Origin of the sequence: Allobosea sp. Tri-44 (assembly GCF_004123845.1) — a bacterium.
Classification (GTDB): domain Bacteria; phylum Pseudomonadota; class Alphaproteobacteria; order Rhizobiales; family Beijerinckiaceae; genus Allobosea.
Genome location: NZ_NBDP01000007.1, coordinates 440,716 through 460,838 on the forward strand (window position 1 = coordinate 440,716; position 20,123 = coordinate 460,838).

Annotated in this window: 19 protein-coding genes; 16 read left to right on the forward strand and 3 right to left on the reverse strand. The window is 66.7% G+C overall.

Annotated elements, in window-relative coordinates:
- Positions 1–95 precede the first annotated feature (95 nt).
- On the forward strand, positions 96–899 hold the full coding sequence (locus B6S44_RS08565) for an IclR family transcriptional regulator (protein WP_129156619.1): 804 nt from the start codon (positions 96–98) through the stop codon (positions 897–899).
- 165 nt (positions 900–1,064) lie between these two features.
- Here B6S44_RS08565 and B6S44_RS08570 read toward each other — a convergent pair whose 3' ends face one another.
- Complete coding sequence (locus B6S44_RS08570; protein WP_129156458.1) at positions 1,065–1,496, reverse strand: Lrp/AsnC family transcriptional regulator; 432 nt, start codon at positions 1,494–1,496, stop codon at positions 1,065–1,067.
- A gap of 120 nt (positions 1,497–1,616) precedes the next feature.
- On the opposite strand from B6S44_RS08570, the gene B6S44_RS08575 reads away from it, so the two are divergent.
- The 7 genes from B6S44_RS08575 to B6S44_RS08605 all read left to right on the forward strand — a co-directional run bounded on the left by B6S44_RS08575 (position 1,617) and on the right by B6S44_RS08605 (position 10,671).
- Positions 1,617–2,744, forward strand: coding sequence for a saccharopine dehydrogenase family protein (locus B6S44_RS08575; protein WP_129156459.1), 1,128 nt, complete (start codon positions 1,617–1,619; stop codon positions 2,742–2,744).
- 146 nt (positions 2,745–2,890) lie between these two features.
- Positions 2,891–4,378, forward strand: coding sequence for a M81 family metallopeptidase (locus B6S44_RS08580; protein WP_129156460.1), 1,488 nt, complete (start codon positions 2,891–2,893; stop codon positions 4,376–4,378).
- Positions 4,379–4,457: 79 nt separating this feature from the next.
- Positions 4,458–6,086, forward strand: a complete 1,629-nt coding sequence (locus tag B6S44_RS08585; protein ID WP_129156461.1) for an amidohydrolase — start codon at positions 4,458–4,460, stop codon at positions 6,084–6,086.
- A 132-nt stretch (positions 6,087–6,218) separates the two neighbouring features.
- A complete protein-coding gene (locus B6S44_RS08590; RefSeq protein ID WP_248309513.1) occupies positions 6,219–7,808 on the forward strand; it encodes an ABC transporter substrate-binding protein in 1,590 nt (529 codons plus the stop codon).
- A 105-nt stretch (positions 7,809–7,913) separates the two neighbouring features.
- Complete coding sequence (locus B6S44_RS08595; protein ID WP_129156463.1) at positions 7,914–8,849, forward strand: ABC transporter permease; 936 nt, start codon at positions 7,914–7,916, stop codon at positions 8,847–8,849.
- Positions 8,850–8,857: 8 nt separating this feature from the next.
- Positions 8,858–9,679, forward strand: a complete 822-nt coding sequence (locus tag B6S44_RS08600) for an ABC transporter permease (RefSeq protein WP_126113963.1) — start codon at positions 8,858–8,860, stop codon at positions 9,677–9,679.
- 26 nt (positions 9,680–9,705) lie between these two features.
- Positions 9,706–10,671, forward strand: coding sequence for a succinylglutamate desuccinylase/aspartoacylase family protein (locus tag B6S44_RS08605; RefSeq protein ID WP_164985761.1), 966 nt, complete (start codon positions 9,706–9,708; stop codon positions 10,669–10,671).
- Positions 10,672–10,683: 12 nt separating this feature from the next.
- Here the strand turns inward: B6S44_RS08605 and B6S44_RS08610 are convergent, their stop codons facing one another.
- Entirely contained in the window at positions 10,684–11,160 is a 477-nt protein-coding gene (locus B6S44_RS08610) for a hypothetical protein (RefSeq protein WP_129156465.1), read from the reverse strand.
- Positions 11,161–11,264: 104 nt separating this feature from the next.
- Between B6S44_RS08610 and aroQ the strand changes: the two genes are divergently transcribed.
- Together aroQ and B6S44_RS08620 are read left to right on the forward strand one after the other, a co-directional pair.
- Positions 11,265–11,714, forward strand: coding sequence for a type II 3-dehydroquinate dehydratase (aroQ, locus tag B6S44_RS08615; protein WP_129156466.1), 450 nt, complete (start codon positions 11,265–11,267; stop codon positions 11,712–11,714).
- Between the two features lie 6 nt (positions 11,715–11,720).
- Positions 11,721–12,755 (forward strand): Gfo/Idh/MocA family protein, encoded by a 1,035-nt coding sequence (locus B6S44_RS08620; protein ID WP_129156467.1) that lies wholly within the window; start codon positions 11,721–11,723, stop codon positions 12,753–12,755.
- Here B6S44_RS08620 and B6S44_RS08625 read toward each other — a convergent pair.
- The gene (locus B6S44_RS08625) at positions 12,752–13,624 is read right to left on the reverse strand and encodes a MurR/RpiR family transcriptional regulator (RefSeq protein WP_129156468.1); all 873 of its coding nucleotides are present in this window, start codon (positions 13,622–13,624) and stop codon (positions 12,752–12,754) included. The two genes, B6S44_RS08620 and B6S44_RS08625, sit on opposite strands and share 4 nt — an antisense overlap.
- A 97-nt stretch (positions 13,625–13,721) precedes the next feature.
- Here B6S44_RS08625 and B6S44_RS08630 point away from each other — a divergent pair, with 97 nt between their 5' ends.
- From B6S44_RS08630 to B6S44_RS08655, 6 genes are read left to right on the forward strand one after another with little or no spacing between them, the layout of a single operon-like run.
- The gene (locus B6S44_RS08630) at positions 13,722–15,332 is read left to right on the forward strand and encodes an ABC transporter substrate-binding protein (protein WP_129156469.1); all 1,611 of its coding nucleotides are present in this window, start codon (positions 13,722–13,724) and stop codon (positions 15,330–15,332) included.
- A 30-nt stretch (positions 15,333–15,362) separates the two neighbouring features.
- A complete protein-coding gene (locus B6S44_RS08635; protein ID WP_129156470.1) occupies positions 15,363–16,340 on the forward strand; it encodes an ABC transporter permease in 978 nt (325 codons plus the stop codon).
- Positions 16,337–17,245 (forward strand): ABC transporter permease, encoded by a 909-nt coding sequence (locus B6S44_RS08640; protein ID WP_129156471.1) that lies wholly within the window; start codon positions 16,337–16,339, stop codon positions 17,243–17,245. Before B6S44_RS08635 ends, B6S44_RS08640 begins: the two co-directional genes overlap by 4 nt.
- A complete protein-coding gene (locus B6S44_RS08645; protein ID WP_129156472.1) occupies positions 17,242–18,225 on the forward strand; it encodes an ABC transporter ATP-binding protein in 984 nt (327 codons plus the stop codon). Before B6S44_RS08640 ends, B6S44_RS08645 begins: the two co-directional genes overlap by 4 nt.
- Positions 18,222–19,229 (forward strand): ABC transporter ATP-binding protein, encoded by a 1,008-nt coding sequence (locus B6S44_RS08650; RefSeq protein ID WP_129156473.1) that lies wholly within the window; start codon positions 18,222–18,224, stop codon positions 19,227–19,229. Before B6S44_RS08645 ends, B6S44_RS08650 begins: the two co-directional genes overlap by 4 nt.
- A complete protein-coding gene (locus B6S44_RS08655; protein ID WP_129156474.1) occupies positions 19,226–20,098 on the forward strand; it encodes an alpha/beta hydrolase family protein in 873 nt (290 codons plus the stop codon). The genes B6S44_RS08650 and B6S44_RS08655 overlap by 4 nt, the downstream gene beginning before the upstream one ends.
- The last annotated feature ends 25 nt before the right edge of the window (positions 20,099–20,123 follow it).

Sequence of the window (20,123 nt, forward strand, 5' to 3'; positions counted from 1 at the left end):
ATGAAAGCGAGAGACAAATTCCGTGTCAAGGATTGACATGCTGTGTTATTAGGCGACACGCGCAGCAAACGAACATGGCGCAGCCTTCAGGTGCAATGAATCAGGAAGACCGGGACAGGACCGCGCAATTGCCGCCGGGCGTGCCGATCGTCAGGGCGGTCGACCGCGCCATCGCCTTGCTCAGGGCCTTCCGCCCGGAGCACCCGCGGCTCGGCCTGAGCGAACTCGCGCGGCAGGTCGGCCTCGACAAGGGCACGACGCGGCGTCTGCTGCTGACTTTGCAGCTCAACGAGCTCATAGAATACGACGAACACGCACAAAGCTATGCGCTGGCGGTCGGACTGATCGAGCTCGGCAGCGCCGTGACGACCGGTCGCGAATTGCGCGACATCGCCGGTCCCTATCTGACCGAGATCGCCGAGAAGACCGGCGCGACGTCCTTCCTCTGGGTCCATAGTGCCGGGCGCGGCCTTTGTGTCGACCGGGTGCGGGCCTCGCTGCCCCATGTCGATGCGACCTGGTTCGCGGTCGGGGCGCAGGCACCGCTGAACTGCGGCGGCGGTCCGCGCGTGCTGCTGGCCTATCTCGGCGATGAAGAGCGCAGGCTCGCCCTCTCGCTCGATCTTCCCAAGCGCGCGCCGGCGAGCCAGACCGATCCCGAACTGCTCTGGCGCGAAGCCGACCGCATCCGGGAACAGGGCTGGGAGCTTGCTGCCGACGACTTCTTCATCGGGCTGACCGGCGTCGGCGTGCCGATCTTCGACCGAAGCGGCGCGCTCGCCGGGGCGCTCAGTATCTCCTCGCTGACCTCGATCGTCGCGCCACAAGGGCGCCCGGTGCATCTCGACGCACTGCGCGACGCCGCGGCGCGGATCGGAGGACGACTTCTGCCGGGTTGAGCCGGAACCGCTCCGTCTTTCCGGGACTTCGCGTAGCGAAGGGCCCGGAACCCAGAACCGATGCCCAATCTCAGAAAGCCGTCAGCCGTATCGCTTCAACGAGCAAGAGCGTCGGTTCTGGTTTCCGGGCTCAGGCCTCCGGCCTGCCCCGGAATGACGGCGGAGCTACCGCTCGATCCGGGTCGAGAGGATGATCGAGGACATGGTGCGCTCGACGCCTTCGAGCGCGCCGATCCGGTCGATCAGCCCGTCGAGCTCGCCGATCGAGGGCGCCACGACCACAGCGATCATGTCGAACTGGCCGCTGACCGAGTGCAGCGTCCTGATCTCTGGAATCCGGCGCAATTCGGCCTCGACCCGGGCCGCCAGCTTCGGCAGGGCGGTGATCAGCACATGCGCCTTGACCTGGCCCTTCTCGTAATCCTCCGAGAGCCGCGCGGTATAGCCGGCGATGACGCCGCGACGCTCCAGCCGTTCGATCCGGCTCTGCACGGTGGTCCGCGACAGGCCGAGCTTGCGGCCGAGCTCGGCCACCGGCGCGCGAGCGTTCTCGGTAAGCATGGTCAGAAGCTGGCGGTCGGTCTGGTCGGTTAGCATAGCGACGAGAACTTACGGCGTTTCGCTGAAAAATCCCATATGAATCGTCGCGTCGCTGGCTTCTAACCGACGACCTCTTCGGTGAATCTGTCTGACAGAAACAGATTCATCGGGGGAACCATGAAAAACGTGGTCGTCATCGGCGCCGGCAAGATCGGCGCAACCATCGCCGACCTGCTCGGCGCGACCGGGGATTACCGCGTGGTGATCGCCGACCGCTCCAACGAACAGCTCGCCGCGATCAAGACCAGCTCGACGATCTCGACCCGCAGGGTTGACATCACTGACGAGGCCGAGCTCGCCCAGGTCCTGAACGGCGCCTTCGCCGTGCTCTCGGCCGCGCCCTACGATCTGACGACGCGCATCGCCGAGGCCGCCGCGGCGCAGGGCGTTCACTATCTCGACCTGACCGAGGACGTCGCCTCGACGCGCCGGGTCAAGGAGCTGGCGCTGACCGCCAAGGCGGCCCTGATCCCGCAATGCGGACTGGCGCCCGGTTTCATCTCGATCGTCGCCGCCGACCTCGCCCGCGATTTCGACCAGCTGGACAGCCTCAAGCTTCGGGTCGGCGCACTGCCGCAGTATCCGTCCAACGCGCTGAACTACAACCTGACCTGGAGCACGGACGGGGTCATCAACGAGTATTGCGAGCCCTGCGAGGCGGTCGTCAACGGCGAGCGCGTGCTGGTGCCGGCGATGGAAGAGCGCGAGGAGTTCTCGCTCGACGGCATCACCTATGAGGCCTTCAACACCTCGGGCGGGCTCGGCACGCTCTGCGACACGCTCGCCGGCAAGGTGCGCACGCTGAACTACCGGACGATCCGCTATCCCGGCCATTGCGCGATCATGAAGGCGCTGCTGCAGGATCTGCGCCTGTCCGAGCGCCGCGACGTGCTCAAGGACATCTTCGAGAACGCCCTGCCGAGCACCCTGCAGGACGTGGTCGTGATCTTCGTCACCGCCAGCGGGCGGCTGAACGGGCGGCTGACCCAGCAGACCTATGCCAACAAGGTCTACAGCGCCGTCGTCGGCGGCGTGATGCGCAGCGCGATCCAGATCACCACGGCGTCGGGCATCTGCGCGGTGCTCGACCTGCTCGCCCAAGGCAAGCTGCCGCAGAAGGGCTTCGTCAAGCAGGAGGATATCGGCTTCGACGCCTTCCTCGCCAACCGCTTCGGCCGCGCCTATGCCCGGCCCGAGGACCTCGGCAACGCGCCCGGCGAGAGCCACGCGGCCCGCGCCGCCTGATCTGGCGCCAAGCATAATCCTCCCCGGCCCGCAAGCGGGCCAACGCAAGGGGTGCATGAGCGAGTGCGGGCTGGCAGCGGCTCGCTCCCGCGCTAGAAAAAGAAAAATGGTTCCATAGGGAACGTTTCCGGGGGAGCGACCGAACGATGGCCAGACGCGTCCTGATCGCGGAATTCATGCACGAGACGAACACTTTCAGTGTTCAGCTCACCGATGAGGCGGTGTTCCGCCATCACGGCGTCTTTCGCGACAATGAGGTGCCGGCCGCCTTCCAGGGCACGCGGACCTCGGTGGGCGCGGCTTTCGAGGCCGCCGAAAAATTCGGCTGGAGCCTGGTCCACCCGCTGGTCACCGGAGCCAACCCGTCCGGCCGCGTCACCGACGCCGCTTTCGACGCTTTCGCCAACATGATCCTTGCCGCCTGCGAGCGACTCGACGGCGTGCTGCTGCATCTGCACGGGGCGATGGCGACGGAAAGCTCGGATGACGGCGAAGGCGAATTGCTGAAGCGCATCCGTGCCAAGGTCGGGCCCGATGTGCCGGTTGTCTCGGTGCTCGACCTGCACGCGACGCTGACGCAGCTGATGGCCGACAGCGCCAACGCGCTGATCTCCTACCGGACCTATCCGCATATCGACCAGTATGAGCGGACCTGGCAGGCTGCCGAACTGCTCAACCGCGCGATGAAGGGCGAGATCAGGCCGCGCGTCGCGGTGGCACGCCGGCCGATCCTCTATGCGCTCGATGGCGGGCGCACGACCTCGCCGCCGTTCATGGAGTTGCTGCGCCGCGGCGACGCGCTGGAAGCGGCGGGTGATGCGCTCGTGGTCAGCGTCCAGGCCGGCTTCTCCTCGGCCGATGTGCACGATATCGGTCCCTCGATCGCGGTCACCCATGACGACCGCGGCAAGGCGCAGGCCCTCGCCGAGGAGCTGATGGACTATGCCTGGGAGCAGCGGCACTTCTCCTCGATCCACTTCACCCCGCTGAAGGAGGCGATGGCCAAGGCCAAGGCGGGCGAAGGCACGCTCGGTCCCGAGGCCGGCGGCAAGCCGCTGGTGATCTCGGATTATTCCGACAACCCCGGCTCCGGCGCCTATGGCGACGCGACCAACCTGCTGCGCGCCGTGCTCGATGCCGGCCTCAAGAATGTCGGCTTCCATGCGATCCGCGATCCCGAGGCCGCGCTCGCGGCGCAGGCGGCCGGCGTCGGCAATCGCGTCAAGCTCGAGCTCGGCGGCAAGGTCGATCCCAATACCGGCGGCGGCCCGCTTGAGCTCGACGCCCATGTCGTGGCGCTGACCGACGGGCATTTCATCTGCTACGGGCCAATGGCCGGCGGCGTCTGGCGCAATTACGGGCTCTCGGCGCTGCTGCGCGTCGACGATGTCGAGATCATCGTCATCACCCATAACGGCCAGGCGACCGACCTTGCCCAGTTCACCTCGCTCGGCGTCGATCCGACGCGGAAATCGACTGTCATCGTCAAGTCGATGCAGCATTTCCGCGCCGCCTTCGAGCCGATCGCGCGCGAGGTGATCGAGGTCGACACCGGCGCGCTCTCGACCAAGAACTTCAAGGAGCGCCCCTACCAAAAGGTGCGCCGCCCGATCTTCCCGCTCGACGACATCTGAGTGGGATCGAAGACCACGACCGGCCGCAAGCGCCGGCAGCGACAAGACCGGAGGATGCAAGGATGACGGAGCGAAGAGCATGAGCGTCAAGGCCGATATCGTGCTGCGCGGCGGACCGATCTGGTGCGGCCGCGAGGAGGGCGTGGTCGAGGCGCTGGCGCTCTGGGGCGACAAGGTGCTCGCAGCCGGCAAGGACGCCGAGATCACCAATCTTGTCGGACCATCGACCCGCATCATCGACCTCGCCGGCCGGCTGGCGACGCCGGGGCTGAACGATTCCCATCTGCATCTGATCTCGGTCGGCCTGACCATGGACTGGGTCGACGCCCGTCCCGCCGCGGCGCCGACGCTGGAGGCGCTGCTCGGTCAGATCGCAGCCCGCGCCGCGAAGTCGAAGCCCGGCGAGTGGGTGCTGGCGCGTGGCTACGACCAGACCAAGCTCGACACCGGCCGCCATCCGTTCCGCGAGGAACTCGACCGGGCCTCCCCGAACAATCCGGTGATGCTGGTCCGGACCTGTGGCCACATCTCGATCTGCAATTCGAAGGCGCTGGCGCTCGGCGGTATCGACGAGAATTCACCGACGCCGCCGGGCGGGCTGATCGAACAGCAGAACGGCCGTCTTACCGGCATGCTGGCGGAGAATGCCCGCGCCCCGGTCAAGGCCGCTATTCCGGCACCGAGCGAGGAGCAGCTCCTCGCTGCGATCGAGCGCGGCGGGCAATATCTGCTCTCGCTCGGGATCACCAGTTGCATGGACGCAGCAGTCGGGATGGTCACCGGCTTCGACGAGATCGCGGCCTACCACAAGGCCAAGCGTGATGGCCGTTTGCCGGTGCGTACCTGGCTCGCCCTGCTCGGCGACGAGGGCCGCTCGATCGTACCGCAATGCCATGCGGCGGGGCTGATCTCCGGCACCGGCGACGAGATGCTGATGATCGGCGCGGTCAAGATCTTCTTGGACGGCTCGGCCGGCGGGCGCACCGCCTGGATGAGCGAGCCCTATCTCGGCGACGACAAGACCATCGGCGTCCAGATGCTCTCGAACGAGGAGCTTGAGCGCCAGGTGCTGGACGCCCATGCCAAGGGCTACCAGCTCGCCTGCCACGCCATCGGCGATGCGGCGATCGAGCAATTGATCACTGCCTATGAGAAGGCGCTGGCTGCCCATCCCGATCCCGACCGGCGCCACCGCATCGAACATTGCGGCTTCTCGACGCCGCAGCAGCACGAGCGGATGGTCAAGGCCGGGATCTATCCCTGCCCGCAGCAGGTCTTCATCCACGATTTCGGCGACGCCTACGTCAAGGTGCTCGGCGAGGAGCGGGCGCTGCCAAGCTATCCGTTCCGGACCTGGTTCGATCTCGGCCTGAAGCCGGCGACCGGCAGCGATGCGCCGGTCTGCGATCCCGATCCGTTCCCGAACTTCCACACCATGCTGACGCGCCAGACCTGGCGCGGCACGGTGATGGACGAACGCCAGCGCGTCTCGATCGAGGAAGCGCTGCAGGCCTACACCGAATACGGCGCCTTCTCGCAAAAGCAGGAAGCGGTGAAGGGCAAGCTGAAGCCCGGCTTCCTCGCCGACATCGCCGTGTTCTCGCGCAATCTGCTCTCGGCCGCGCCGGAGGAAATCCTGAAGGACACCCGCTGCGACCTCACCATCCGCGGCGGCGCGGTCGTCTACGAGCGTTGGGGCGGCGCGTGAACGCGCTGCACAATGGAAACAAGAAGACGGGGCGTGAAAGCCCGCTATGGTTTCAAATGGAACGAATACCGGCGCCGATCAACGGCGCCGACTTCAAAAGAGTTCACCAATAAATTGGGAGGTTTCGACGTGTTGAAAAAGCTTGCCTTCACGACCGCGCTGACATTCGCGGCCTTCACCCTCCAGGCGCAGGCCCAGGAGCCGCGCCGCGGCGGCACCATCCGCTTCACCGCGCCGTACGGGGCGTCCTTCGTCAGCAATGACAGCCATGTCTCGAACCAGATCCAGGACGAGATCTACGGCTATGCGCTGCATGGCATGCTCTACAAATGGGATGCCAAGAACGGCAAGCCGGTGCTCGACATCGCCGAAAGCGTCCAGGTCTCGGCCGACGGCAAGACCTATACCTACAAGCTGCGCGACAATGCGCTCTTCCACAACGGCCGCAAGCTGACGGCCGACGACGTCATCTGGTCCTATACCCGCATCATGGACGGCTCGAAGAACTATCCCGGCGCGCGCTACGTCGCCCGCATCGTCGGCGCGACCGATGTCCAGAAGGGCCAGGCCAAGGAAATCTCCGGCCTGAAGAAGATCGACGATTCCAGCTTCTCGATGACGCTGACCGACAAGGCCGATCCCGGCTACTTCCTGTTCCAGGCGCAGACCGCGATCCTGCCGGCCAAGGAAGCGCAGGCCGCCGGCTTCTTCGACAAGCCGATCGGCCTCGGGCCCTTCAAGTTCGTCGAGCACGTGCCGGGCTCGCGCATGGCCTTCGAGCGCTGGGACAAGTACTACCTGGCCGGCAAGCCCTATGCTGACAAGCTCGTCATTTCGCCGATGGGCGAGGCGGCGGCGCGTGATGTCGCCTTCCGCAACAAGGAGGTCGACGTCTCGATCCTGGGCTCGACCCAGTACGTCGCCTACAAGGCCGACCCGAACCTGTCGAAGGGCATTCTGGAGGTCGCCGAGGTCTTCACCCGCAATATGGGCATGAACCCGACCTTCAAGCCCTTCTCCGACAAGCGGGTGCGCCAGGCGATCAACTACGCCATCGACAGCGAGCTGATCATCAAGCGCCTCGTCCGCGACAAGGCCTATCGCGCCGCGAGCTGGCTGCCGCTGTCCTCGCCGGCCTTCGACAAGGACGCCAAACCCTACGCCTTCGATCCGGAAAAGGCCAAGAAGCTCCTGGTCGAGGCCGGCTATCCGGATGGTTTCGAGTTCGAGTGGACCGCGACGCCGAACGAGAGCTGGGGCGTTCCGATCGTCGAGGCGACGATCCCGATGCTCGCCAAGGTCGGCATCAAGGTGAAGGTCAAGCCGGTCGAAACCTCGGCGCTCGGCGGCGTCGTCATAGGCGGCGACTTCCAGGCCTATATCTGGTCGAACACCTCCGGTCCGGACACGCTGACCGCGCTGAAGTGCTTCCACTCCTCGACGCCGCGCTCGTCCTGCAACTACACCACCTTCAAGAACGCAGGCTTCGACAAGCTGATCGACGACGCTTCGTCCGAAGCCGATCCGGCCAAGCAGCTCGACCTGCTGAAGAAGGCCAACGCCCTGCTGCAGGACGAGGCGCCGGTCTGGTTCTTCAACTACAACAAGGCGGTTCTGGCCTATCAGCCCTGGCTGCACGGCCTCCAGCCGAACTCGACCGAGCTCGCGCTGCAGCGTTACGAGGAGCTCTGGGTCGACACCACCTCGCCCGCGGCGAAGTAACACCATCCTGAGCTCCCGCCGCCGCGCCATCGCGCAACGGCGGGAGCTTGTCCGCATCCGCTCGTCGGTCACGACCCGCGCTAGCGGCGGTCAGGAGCTATTGTCATGTTGCCTTATGTCTTTCGCCGGCTGCTCCAGGCCATCCCGATCCTGCTGGCGGTCGCGGCCCTGATCTTCGTGCTGTTCAGCGTGATCCCCGGCAATTTCGCCACCAGCCAGATGGCCGACGGGCGAAGCAATATCGACGCTGCCACGATCGAGCGGATGAACCAGCAGTTCGGCCTCAACGACCCGCTGCCGTTGCGTTTCGCAAAATATGTCGGGGGCCTCGCGACCTTCGACCTCGGCGATTCCTTCCGCACCCGCCAACCCGTGACCAAACTGATCGGCGAGCGGCTCTGGCCGAGCCTGCAACTCGCGCTCGCCGCCATGCTCTTCGCCATCGTCATCGGCGTGCCGCTCGGCTTCGTGGCCGCACTGAAGCCAGGCGGCTGGATCGACATGTTCTCGATGGTCTTCGCCGTGTCCGGCCTGTCGCTGCCGATGTTCTGGCTCGGCCTGCTCCTGATGTATGCCTTCGCGCTGACGCTGAACTGGTTCCCCAGCTTCGGCTATGGCGATGGCGATCCGCGCTACATCGTGCTGCCGGCGATCGCGCTCGGCGTCTCGCCATTGGCCCTCCTCGCCCGGACCGCCCGCGCCGCCGTGCTCGAGATCATGCACGCCGACTTCGTCCGTACCGCCCGCGCCAAGGGCGCCAGCGCCTACCGGGTGATGCGCTGGCATGTCGCCCGCAATGCGCTGGTCATCGTGCTGACCACGCTCGGCCTGCAATTCGGCTCGGTCCTCGGCCAGGCGGTCGTTGTCGAGAAGCTCTTCGCCTGGCCGGGCCTCGGCTCGCTCCTGGTCGACAGCGTCACCTGGCGCGACATCCCGGCGGTACAGGGCTGCATCCTGACGATCGTGCTCTTCTTCCTCGTCGTGAACATCGCCGTCGACGTGCTTTGCGCCGTCGTCGATCCGCGCATCAAGTACAGCTAGGTCGCTCCATGAAGTTTCGTGCCAACCTCTGGATCGGCGCCACCTGCTTTGCGCTCGTCGTCGCAGGCGGCGTTTTCGCGCCCTGGCTCGCCCATACCGATCCGGTGATGGACGCCAATCTGATGAACGCCGAAGTTCCGCCCGGCTCCGAATTCTGGTTCGGCACCGACGCGCAAGGCCGCGACATCTACAGCCGCGTGCTCCATGGCGCCCGCATCTCGTTGACAGTCGGTATCGTCTCGCAATTGATCAACACGCTGATCGGCGTCGCGCTTGGCCTCTCCGCCGGCTACTGGGGCGGCTGGTGGGACGATTTCGTCAACGGCCTCACCAACATGATGCTCGCCATTCCCTCGCTGATCTTCGCGCTGGCGATCATGGCCATTCTGCAGCCGGGCCTCACCAGCCTGCTGATCGCGCTCGGCCTGACCAACTGGTCCTTCACCTGCCGCCTGACGCGGGCCGCGACCCTGTCGGTGAAGTCGCTCGGTTATGTCGAGGCCGCCAGATCACTGGGATACGGCACCTTCCGGATCATGTTCACGCAGATCCTGCCGAACATCGCCGGCCCGATCATCGTGATCGGCACGCTCGGCATGGGCGGCGCGGTGCTGGCCGAAGCCTCGCTCTCCTTCCTCGGGCTCGGCATCCGCCCGCCCTTCCCGAGCTGGGGCTCGATGCTGTCAGACGCGCGCGACCAGATCTCGACCGCACCGTGGATCTCGATCTTCCCAGGCCTTGCCATCTTCCTAACCGTGCTCGGCCTCAACCTGCTCGGCGACGGCCTGCGCGACATCCTCGACCCGCACTCGCAGACCCGCAAAGCCTGAACTCCCCTTCCGACGAGAGCCATCCTGTGACCACCACCGACCTCGACGACGGCCCGCTCGAAACCATCCGCTTCATCGGGCTGAAGCCCGGCCCGAAACTGATCGTGACCGGCGCCGTCCACGGCAACGAGCCCTGCGGGCCGACCGCGATCCGCCGCGCCATCGAGGAGTGCCGCGCGGGCAAGATCAAGATCCTGCGCGGCGAGGTCACCTTTCTGCCCGTCACCAATCCCAAGGCTTTCCGCCTGAAGACCCGCGAGGGCGACCGCAATTTCAACCGCGACCTGCGCGAGCGGCCGCTGGCAAGTGATTACGAGGACCGGATCGGCAATCCTGTCTGCACGCTGCTGCGCCAGCACGACGCGCTGCTCGACATCCACTCCTTCCGGCAGGAGGGCGAGCCCTTCGTCTTCTTCGGCCCGGCCGACAATCGCGGCGAGCTCGAACCCTTCGCCCGGGCGGAGGAGGAGATGGCGCTCGCCTCGTGCCTCGGCGTTTCCACGGCCATCCATGGCTGGCTCGACAATTATGCAAGGCTGCTCGACATCCGCTCGCGCCTGCCGGTGCCGAAGCTTAACGTCACCGAGGGCTATGGCACGACCGAGTTCATGCGCTTTTGCGGCGGCTATGCGGTGACGCTGGAATGCGGCACGCATGACGACCCGAAGGCCGCCGATATCGGCTATACGGCGATCAGCAACACGCTGGCGCAATTGCAGCTGGTCGACGCGCCCCTGCCGCCGGCAGCGCTCAGCGACGTGATCGAGATGGTCGAGGTGCTGCTCTGCGGGGCGGAGGGCGACCGCGCCGAAACAGGCTGGCGCACCGGCGATGCGGTCAAGGCCGGCGCCACCCTTGCCCGTCGCGCCGACGGCACCAAGGTGACAGCGCCGCGCGATGGCTACATCATCTTCCCAAATGTCGCGCCCAAGCTCGGCGAGGCGATCTGCCATTTCGGCGTCGCGAGCAATCGCGCGATTGGAGTCGCCTGACGCAAGCGCCGATCAGCGCCGGCCGGCGGCGACGAATTTGTCGCCGTCCCAGGCGAGACGGCGCTGGCATTCCAGGTGACCCGAGCGGCCGCAGGCGCTGCCATGCAGCGACAGCACCAGCACGGACTTGCCGCCGGCCTGGGCGAGCGACCAGTCACGGACGTTATTGCCGAAAGCCTGGCGATAGCCCGTACCGCTTGAGATCAGGATGTCGAGCGTGCAGCCGGCCGAACCGCAGAACGGGTTGGTCATGATCCCGCCGACGCATTCGGACTGGCTATAGTCGAGCAGATAGTCGGGCTGGCCGTCGCCGTTGAAATCGGCCGTCCGCTGGAAGCCCGGCTTGAACGTCGCGCGCCCGCCACAGGTATCCCGGATTTCGGCGCGCACCTTGGCGATCTCGGCGGGAACCGTCGGTTGCGCCAAGGCGCCGGCGCCGAGCTGAGCGGCGAAGGCCAGGACGAAAGCAAGACTGCGCCACAACCCCATCGGCCTTCTCGCGGCAACGCCGTCATGACGCTACGGCAGGACGCTAATCTTGCGTCCCGTCCGGATAAAAGCAACATGCTGCCCGCATCACTTCCGGAGTACCCATGTCCCGCCTCGTCTACGTCCTCAACGGCCCGAACCTGAACCTGCTCGGCAAGCGCCAGCCGCACATTTACGGCTCGGAGACGCTGGCCGATGTCGAGGATGCCTGCCGGGCGCTGGGCAAGGAGCTCGACCTCGAAATCCGCTTCCACCAGTCGAACCGCGAATACGAGATCATCGACTGGATCCATGAGGCGCGGGAGACCGCGGCCGGCATCGTCATCAACCCCGGCGCCTTCACCCATACCTCGGTCGCGATCCTCGACGCGCTCAACGCCTTCGACGGCACGGTGATCGAGTGCCACATCTCGAACGTGCACAAGCGCGAGAGCTTCCGGCACCATTCCTACATGTCGTTGCGCGCCGATGGCGTCATCGCCGGTTTCGGCACGCAGGGCTACCTGCTGTCGCTGCGGCGCGTCGCCAAGCTCGCCGACGAGAAGAAGGCCTGAACCGCCATGGTTCCGGTCAAGCTGGCCGTAATCGGCGCCGGGCTGATCGGCCGGCGCCATGCCGAGCATGTCGCGGCAGAGCCGCGCTCCGCGCTGTCGGCGGTGGTCGATCCGACACCGGCAGGCCGCGCGGTCGCGGCGGCGCTGGATGCGCCCTGGTTTCCGTCCTTCGCCGAGATGCTGGCGGCAGAGCGGCCCGATGGCGTGATCATCGCGACGCCGAACCAGCTCCATGTCCGCAACGGGCTGGAGGCGGTCGAGGCCGGCATCCCGGCGATCGTCGAAAAGCCGCTGGCTGACGACCTCGCCGAGGGCGAGCGCCTGGTCGCAGCGGCCGAGCAGGCTGGCGTGCCGCTGCTCACCGGCCATCACCGGCGCTACAATCCGATGATCCGCAAGGCCAAGGAGATCGTCGACTCCGGCCGGCTCGGCCGGGTGCTGGCGCTGAGCGGGCATTTCTGGCTGATGAAGCCGGACGATTACTTCGAGGCCGACTGGCGGCGCGAGACGGGGGCGGGACCGATCCTGCTCAACCTGATCCACGATGTCGACCTGTTCCGCTATCTCTGCGGCGAGGTCGCCTCGGTGCAGGCACACGCCTCCAACGCCGTGCGCGGCCATGCGGTCGAGGAGACCGCTGCGATCCTGCTGCGCTTCGCCAATGGCGTGCTCGGCACGGTCACGGTGTCCGACTCGATCGTGGCACCGTGGAGCTGGGAGATGACGACGGGCGAGAACCCGGTCTACCCGCAGCAGGACCAGTCCTGCTACCAGATCGGCGGCACGCATGGCTCGCTCACGATCCCGCAGCTCGAAATCTGGGCCAATCCGGCTAAGCGCAGCTGGTGGGAGCCGCTGATGCGCGAGCGGGTCCCTGTCGTGCAGGAAGACCCGCTCCGGGTCCAGGTCCGGCATTTCTGCGACGTCATCCGCAAGGGCGTGACGCCGATCGCCTCTGGACGCGAGGGGCTGAACACATTGAAGGTGATCGCGGCGGTGCAGCGCTCGGCCGAGACCGGTGCCATGGTCGAGCTCGGCTAGTAATGGAAGGTCCAGAGCAGACTTTCGCTCAGGCCCTTCAGCGCCTCGACCGCGTCGGGGCGCTCGCGCGCCAGCGTGGTGATCAAAGCGTCCGCCACGGCGAAGGCGGCAGTCGGCGAGTTCGGCAGGAAGCTGTTGCGGGCAGGGGCAAAGAACGTCATGTCGGCCAGCGGCACCAGCGGCGATGACGGCCCATCGGTCAGGGCGACCAGGACGGCGCTGCGCTTCTTGGCGAATTTAGCGAGCTCCAGCGTGGCGCGCGAATAGCGCGGCAGCGAGATCGCGATGACGACGTCCTCCGGTCCGGCCGAGAGCATGTGGCGGACGGCGCGCTCCGGCCCGCCGCGCGAGGAGGCGAAGACGACGTCGGCGTCGAGATAGAGCGCGAGCCCATCCTCGAGGAAGGCGCCGACATAGTGGCTCGCGCCCGAGCCGACGATGAAGATCCGGCGCGCCTTCAGCAGCAGGGCGATGGCGCGGTTGACCGTCTCCTCCTCCAGCGTCGCGATCGCCTCGTCGAGATTGGCGGCCTCGCCCTTCAGCGTCGTCGTCATGGTGGCGAAGACCGAGCCGGCCGTGGCGCGCGCGCCGGCGAGGCCCTCGACCGGTCCCATCGCGACCTTCAGCGCCGTTGACAGCGCGGCGCGGAAATCGCCGTAGTTGCGGTAGCCCAGCGCCCGGACGAAGCGGGTCACGGTCGCGGTCGAGGTCCCGCTCTTTTCGGCCAACCCCTCGATCGTGACGGTCGCGGAATCGAGCGGGCTCTGCAGCACGAAGTCCGCCACCTTGCGATGCCCCTCGCTCAGCGACGGGTAGACCTGGGCGATGCGATTGGCGAGGTCCGTCGTCGGCTTCAGGGCGCGTGACATGGCTCTCCCACAGATTGACGTCGGATCATTTTCATGTTTGCTAACGCGTGAAAATAAAGCTGTCAAAACGACCAGCTACGGGAACGGAGACGGACCGATGCGTCAGCGTGCGCTCATCACCATTCTGCTCGGCGCCAGCATGCTCAGTGCGCCGGCCATGGCCCAGAGCCTGCGCATCGCGCTCGCCTCCGAGCCGACCGCCGTCGACCCGCATTATCACGACCTCACCCCCAACAACGCGCTCGCCCAGCACATCTTCGACAATCTCGTGCGGCAGGACGAGACGCAGGTGCTGCAGCCGGGTCTCGCCACCTCCTGGGAGAATGACGGCAAGAACCGCTGGACCTTCAAGCTGCGCCAGGGCGTGAAATTCACCAATGGCCAGCCCTTCGGCGCGCAGGACGTGGTCTTCACCTTCTGCCGCACGCTGAAGAACGAGACCAAGGTCTCCGACTCCTTTGCCGACATCACCGGCAATTTCGCCAAGGTCGAGACGCCCGACGCCAGCACGCTGATCATCGAGACCAAGGAGCCGGAGCCGCTGCTGCCGACCCTGCTCTCGGGCCTGCCGATCCTCTCCGCCTCGATCGTGCAGCACGACGCCATCAGCTACGATATCGCCAAGAACTGCGGCGTCACCGGGCCCTGGCCGGCGGTCAACAACTTCAATGACGGCTCGATGGCGATCGGCACCGGGCCGTACAAGCTGAAGTCCTATGTGCGGGGCTCGTCGATCGAGCTCGAACGCAACCCCGACCATTGGGGCGGTCAGCAGCCCTGGGCCAGCGTGCGCTTTCTGCCGGTGACCAATGCTGGCCCGCGCCTCGCCGGCCTGCTCGCCGGCGATTACGACGTGATCGAGAACCCGGCCGCACGCGATCTTGGCCGCATCAAGGGCGACAAGCGCTTCGGCCATGTCATCACGCCCTCGACCCGGGTGATCTACTTCCAGCTCGATGTCGCCCGTGACCAGAGTCCCTTCGTCAAGGCACCGGACGGCAAGAACCCGCTGAAGGACGTGCGCGTGCGCAAGGCGATGTCGCTCGCCATCGACCGCGAGGCGATCGTCAAGCGCATCATGGATGGCGCCGCCGAGCCGGCTTACCAATACCTGCCGACCGGCATGTCCGGCACCCTGGCGAATCCAGCCAAGCTCGCCTACGACCCGGCTGCGGCCAAGACGCTGCTGGCCGAGGCCGGCTATCCCAACGGCTTCCAGCTCACTTTGTCCTCGACCAATGACCGCTACATCAACGACAGCCAGATCACCCAGGCCGTCGCCCAGTACCTGACCCAGGTCGGCATCAAGACCGAGGTCGACGCGATGACGCGGGCGATCTACTTCCCGCGCCGCGCCAAGAAGGAATTCAGCGTCGCGCTCGGCGGCTGGGGCTCCGCCACCGGCGAGGCCGCCTCCTTCCTGCGCCAATGGCCGCCGACCCCGAACGAGACCAAGACGCTCGGCGGCTCGAACTATGGCGGCTACAAGAATGACGAGTTCGACAAGGTCATCCGCGCCGCGGTGACGACGCTCGACGACAAGAAGCGCGCCGAACTGCTGCAGCAGGCGATGACGCTGGTCCTCGCCGACGGCGCCTTCATCCCGCTCCATTTCGAAAGCGGCATCTGGGCCTTCAAGTCCGAGCTCGCGGTCGCCGGCCGCGCCGACCAGTTCATGCTCGCCATGTCGGTGAAGCCAGCGAAGTAAGCCGGCGATCACCTCTTCGAGGTTCGGCGCATGACCGCCTATGTCCTGCAGCGGCTGATCCAGAGCGTGCTCGTGCTGCTCGCGGTCTCGGTCGTGGTCTTCTTCGCCGTCTACGGCATCGGCGATCCCGTAGAGCTGCTGGTCTCGCCCTCGGTCAGTGAGGCCGAGCGCCAGGCGCTGATCCGGCGGCTCGGGCTCGACCTGCCGGTCTGGCAGCAATACCTCACCTTCATGGGCAATGCCCTGAAGGGCGATCTCGGCCGCTCCTTCGTGCATGGCGTCCCGGCGCTGCAGCTCATCCTGGCGCGGCTGCCGGCGACCTTCGAGCTGGTGCTGCTGGCGATGACGCTGGCGCTCACCGTCGGCATCCCGCTCGGGCTGATGGTCGGCCTCAATCCGGATAGCCGGCGCGCCCGCATCGTCATGGCCGGAACCGTGCTCGGCTTCTCGCTGCCGAGTTTCTGGAAAGGCATGATGCTGATCCTGCTCTTCGCCGTGCTGCTCGGCTGGCTGCCGACCGCAGGGCGTGGTGAAACGGTCTCGATCCTGGGTCTCCAGACCAGCCTGCTGACGCTGGACGGGCTGCATCACATCGCCCTGCCCGCGCTCAACCTCGCGATCCCGAACCTTGCGCTGATCGTGCGCCTGGTCGCCGCCGGCACCGCCGAGACGATGACGCAGGACTACGTCAAATACGCCCGCGCCAAGGGGGTGCGGCCGCGGCGCATCGTCAACCGGCATGTGCTGCGCAACATCCTGATCCCGGTCGTCACCGTGGTCGGCGTCGAGTTCGGCAGCCTCGTCGCCTTCTCGACCATCACCGAGACCGTCTTCGCCTGGCCGGGCATGGGCAAGCTCCTGATCGACTCGGTCTACCAGCTCGATCGTCCGGTGGTCGTCGCCTATGTCCTCCTGGCGACGCTGCTCTTCGTCACCGTCAACTTCCTGGTCGACGTGCTCTATGCCGCGCTCGACCCGCGGGTGAAGCTCGCCGGAGAACAGGCATGAGCCTAAATGCTGCCCGCCTCGCCGGCCCCGCGCAGGCCGACACACCCTTGCGCGAGAAGGTGCTGCGCCGCCTGCGCAACCGCCCGACGACGCGCGGCGCCGTGATCCTGCTCGGCATCATGGTGGCGCTCGCTCTGCTCGCCCCAGTGATCGCGCCGCAGAACCCGCATGATCTCGGCTCGCTCAGCGTGATGGACAACCGGCTGGCGCCGGGCGAGCAGGGCATGACGGGCTTCAGCTATTGGCTCGGCAGCGATGCGCAGGGCCGCGACATGCTCAGCGCCATCCTCTATGGACTGCGCACCAGCCTGCTCGTCGGCCTTGCCTCCACGGTCGGGGCGCTCTCGATCGGCATTCTCGCCGGGCTCGCCGCGGCGCAGTTCGGCGGCGCGGTCGATGCCGTGCTGATGCGCATCGTCGATTTCATGCTCGGCTTCCCCTCGATCCTGGTCGCGCTGGTGCTGCTCGCCTCGATCGGGCGCGGCGTCGACAAGGTCATCCTCGCCATCGTCCTGGTGCAATGGGCGCAGTACGCCCGTTTGATGCGGGCGGCGGCGCTGGTCGAACGACGCAAGGAATATATCGAGGCGGCCGTCAATTTCGGCCTGCCGACCCGCCACATCATGCTGGCGCACCTGCTGCCGAACTCGGTCGGCGCCGTGCTCGTGGTCGCCTCGATCAGCATCGCCTCGGCGATCACGCTGGAAGCGACGCTCTCCTTCCTCGGCGTCGGCGTGCCGGTGACCCAGCCCTCGCTCGGCCTGCTGATCGCCAACGGCTTCGAGTTCCTGCTCTCCGGCGAATACTGGATCGCCGTCTTCCCCGGGATCGCGCTGGTGCTCCTGATCATGTCACTCAACCTCGTCGGCGACCGCCTGCGCCGCAGCTTCAACGTGCGCGCATGAGCGAAGCCCCTCTCCTTTCCGTCCGCGGCCTCAAGACCGTATTCCATGCGCAGGACGGCGCCTGGCCGGCCGTCGACGGCGTCGATTTCAGCGTCGCCAAGGGCGAGGTGCTCGGCCTCGTCGGCGAATCCGGCTCGGGCAAGTCGGTCACCGGCTTCTCGCTGGTGCAGTTGATCGACCCGCCAGGCGAGGTCGTCGCAGGTGAAATCCTATTCGACGGCACCGATTTGCGCGCCGCTTCCGAGGAGCGCCTGCGTCAATTGCGCGGCGACCGGATCGCGATGATCTTCCAGGACCCGCTGATGACGCTGAACCCGGTGCTCACCATCGGCGAGCAGATGAGCGAGGCGATCCTCGAGCATCGCGACTGCAGCCGCGCGGAAGCGCTCGCCAAGGCGGCGAAGGCGCTGGCGCGGGTCGGCATCTCCTCACCCGAGACCCGGCTGAAGCAGTTTCCGCATGAATTCTCCGGCGGCATGCGCCAGCGCGTCGCCATCGCGACCGCGCTCCTCAACGACCCCGACCTGATCATCGCCGACGAGCCGACCACGGCGCTCGATGTCACCATCCAGGCGCAGATCCTCTACGAGGTCCAAAAACTCTCGCGCGAGACCGGTGCCGCGGTGATCTGGATCACGCATGACCTCGCCGTAGTCGCCGAGCTCGCCGACCGCGTGGCGGTGATGTATGCCGGCCGCATCGTCGAGATCGGCGAGGTCGAGACCGTGCTCGACCGGCCGCGCCACCCCTATACGCTCGGCCTGCTCAACTCCTCGGCCACCATGGTCGAAGTCGGCGAGCGCCTGCACCAGATCGACGGTATCGCGCCGCGCATCGATTCACGCCCTTCCGGCTGCCCGTTCCGGCCGCGCTGCGAGCGGGCTTTGCCAGTCTGCGCCGACAGCGATCCGCAGCCGCAGGCCTATGACGGCCGCACCTTGCGTTGCCACAGCCCCGTCCCAGACCGGGTGGCGGCATGAGCGAGACCCTGTTCGAACTGCGCGGCGTGCGCAAATACTTCCGCGGCAAGGCCAATATGGCCGAGCGCATCCTGACGGCCGTCGGCCGGCATGCGCCGCCTGCGACACTGAAGGCGGTCGATGGCGTCGATCTCAGCGTCAGGAAGGGCGAGGTGCTCGGTCTCGTCGGCGAATCCGGCTGCGGAAAGTCGACGCTGGCACGCATCGCCACCGGCATTCTGCCACCGACCGAAGGCGAGGTCTTCTACAAGGGCCGCTCGGCCGCGGCGCTGAAGAGCAAGGACCGACTCGATTATCTGCTCAAGGTGCAGATGATCTTCCAGGACCCTTACGCCTCGCTCGATCCGCGCATGCGGGTGAGCCGCATTGTCGGCGAGGCGCTTGCGGTCCACAAGCTCGTGCCGAAGGCGGAGCTCGACGGCGCGGTCGACCGGGCGCTAACCGAGGTCGGTCTCGATCTCGCCTATCGCGAGCGCTACCCGCACCAGTTCTCCGGCGGCCAGCGCCAGCGCATCGGCATCGCCCGGGCGCTGGCGGTGAAGCCCGACTTCCTGGTCTGCGACGAGCCGGTCTCGGCACTCGACGTCTCGATCCAGGCACAGGTGATCAACCTGTTCATGGATGTGCGTGCGCGGCACGGGCTGACCTATCTCTTCGTCAGCCATGATCTCGGCCTCGTCCGCCATATCAGTGATCGCGTCGCGATCATGTATCTCGGCCGCATCGTCGAGATCGGCAGCGCGACCGCGATCTTCGCCGAGCCGGCGCACCCCTATAGCGCAGCCCTGATCAAGGCGATCCCCTCGGCGGCACGACGCAAGAGCAGCTTCCAGCCGCTCAAGGGCGAACTACCCTCGCCGCTGGCGCCGCCCTCCGGCTGCCCCTTCCACCCGCGCTGCGAGCACGCCATGCCGGTCTGCCGCGAGGTCCGCCCGGAGCTCACGGAGATCGCACCCGGCCGCAGCGCTGCCTGCCACCTGCACAGCATCGCGAAAGCCGCATGACCACGCTCACACTCGATCCGCCGCAGGGGCGCAGCACCCTGCCCTTCATCGACGCCCGCCATCCCGAGCGGCCGCTGGAGGTCAATTTCTATCGGCCGGCACGGCATCGCCCGGAAGACGAAATCGTCTTCGTCCAGCACGGCATGCTGCGCAATGGCGACGATTATCGCGACTTCTGGATCGACGCCGCCGAAAAGCACAACCTGCTGATCGTCGCGCCCACTTTCGGCAACGCGCATTTTCCGCAGGCGGAAGGCTATAACAACGGCCTCCTCGTCAGCGAGGACGGCGCTGTCGCCCCGCAGGGCGACTGGCTCTATGCCGTGCCGACCCGCGTGCTGGCGGCGCTGCGCAAGGCCGGCACGACGAGGCGCGACAAGGTCCGGCTGTTCGGCCATTCGGCCGGCGGCCAGTTCGTCCACCGGCTGCTGGCGACGCAGGCTGAAACGCCGTTCGAGACCGCCTTCGCCGCCAATTCCGGCTGGTACACGCTGCCGACGCTGGAGCGGCGCTTCCCGGAAGGGCTCGGCGGCCTCGGCCTCGGCGAAGCGGAGCTGGCGCGCTGGCTCGCCTGGCCGATGGTGATCTTCGCCGGCGACCGGGACATCGTCACCAGCGATCCGAACCTGCCGGCGCAAGCAGAGGCGCTGGCACAGGGACCGATGCGTTATGCCCGCGCGCGTTTCATGCTCGACTTCGCCAAGGCGGAAGCGGCCAGGCGCGGCGTGCCCTGCAACTGGTCGCTGATCACCGTGCCCGGCATCGGCCATGACGGCGCGGCGATGTCGCGGGCTGCAGCAGCCTGGTGGTACGAGGGCCGCATCCCGTCGGTGGAGGTGTTGAGGACCGAAGCGGCCTACGTGGCCTGAAGCATCAGGCCGAGGATCGCCCTAT

Bases quoted from the DNA above. Each gene is read 5' to 3' on its own strand.
- B6S44_RS08640 (WP_129156471.1), top strand. From the start codon at position 16,337: ATGAGCCTAAATGCTGCCCGCCTCGCCGGCCCCGCGCAGGCCGACACA.
- B6S44_RS08570 (WP_129156458.1), bottom strand. From the start codon at position 1,496: ATGCTAACCGACCAGACCGACCGCCAGCTTCTGACCATGCTTACCGAG.
- B6S44_RS08650 (WP_129156473.1), top strand. From the start codon at position 18,222: ATGAGCGAGACCCTGTTCGAACTGCGCGGCGTGCGCAAATACTTCCGC.
- B6S44_RS08610 (WP_129156465.1), bottom strand. From the start codon at position 11,160: ATGGGGTTGTGGCGCAGTCTTGCTTTCGTCCTGGCCTTCGCCGCTCAG.
- B6S44_RS08585 (WP_129156461.1), top strand. From the start codon at position 4,458: ATGAGCGTCAAGGCCGATATCGTGCTGCGCGGCGGACCGATCTGGTGC.
- B6S44_RS08655 (WP_129156474.1), top strand. From the start codon at position 19,226: ATGACCACGCTCACACTCGATCCGCCGCAGGGGCGCAGCACCCTGCCC.
- B6S44_RS08645 (WP_129156472.1), top strand. From the start codon at position 17,242: ATGAGCGAAGCCCCTCTCCTTTCCGTCCGCGGCCTCAAGACCGTATTC.
- B6S44_RS08600 (WP_126113963.1), top strand. From the start codon at position 8,858: ATGAAGTTTCGTGCCAACCTCTGGATCGGCGCCACCTGCTTTGCGCTC.
- B6S44_RS08625 (WP_129156468.1), bottom strand. From the start codon at position 13,624: ATGTCACGCGCCCTGAAGCCGACGACGGACCTCGCCAATCGCATCGCC.
- B6S44_RS08575 (WP_129156459.1), top strand. From the start codon at position 1,617: ATGAAAAACGTGGTCGTCATCGGCGCCGGCAAGATCGGCGCAACCATC.
- B6S44_RS08595 (WP_129156463.1), top strand. From the start codon at position 7,914: ATGTTGCCTTATGTCTTTCGCCGGCTGCTCCAGGCCATCCCGATCCTG.
- B6S44_RS08580 (WP_129156460.1), top strand. From the start codon at position 2,891: ATGGCCAGACGCGTCCTGATCGCGGAATTCATGCACGAGACGAACACT.
- aroQ (WP_129156466.1), top strand. From the start codon at position 11,265: ATGTCCCGCCTCGTCTACGTCCTCAACGGCCCGAACCTGAACCTGCTC.
- B6S44_RS08565 (WP_129156619.1), top strand. From the start codon at position 96: ATGAATCAGGAAGACCGGGACAGGACCGCGCAATTGCCGCCGGGCGTG.
- B6S44_RS08635 (WP_129156470.1), top strand. From the start codon at position 15,363: ATGACCGCCTATGTCCTGCAGCGGCTGATCCAGAGCGTGCTCGTGCTG.
- B6S44_RS08620 (WP_129156467.1), top strand. From the start codon at position 11,721: ATGGTTCCGGTCAAGCTGGCCGTAATCGGCGCCGGGCTGATCGGCCGG.
- B6S44_RS08630 (WP_129156469.1), top strand. From the start codon at position 13,722: ATGCGTCAGCGTGCGCTCATCACCATTCTGCTCGGCGCCAGCATGCTC.